Origin of the sequence: Guyparkeria sp. SB14A (genome assembly GCF_005096345.1) — a bacterium.
Lineage (GTDB): Bacteria > Pseudomonadota > Gammaproteobacteria > Halothiobacillales > Halothiobacillaceae > Guyparkeria > Guyparkeria hydrothermalis.
Window position 1 is genome coordinate 1 of record NZ_SWAW01000093.1, and the last position, 253, is coordinate 253.

Sequence of the window (253 nt, forward strand, 5' to 3'; positions counted from 1 at the left end):
CCAAGAACTACGGCCGTGCGGTCTACGAGTGCCTCCGTGGTGGTCTCGACTTCACCAAGGACGACGAGAACATCAACTCTCAGCCGTTCATGCGCTGGCGTGACCGCTTCCTGTTCGTCCAGGAAGCACCCAGACTGCCGAGAACCAGACCGGCGAGCGCAAGGGTCACTACCTGAACGTCACCGCGCCGACCCCGGAAGAGATGTATAAGCGTGCCGAGTTCGCCAAGGAGATTGGCGCACCGATCATCATG

General features: G+C 60.5%; 1 pseudogene. It reads left to right on the plus strand.

Annotated elements, in window-relative coordinates:
* Window positions 1–253, plus strand: a pseudogene (locus FAZ79_RS11370) (RuBisCO large subunit C-terminal-like domain-containing protein); the annotation flags it as partial.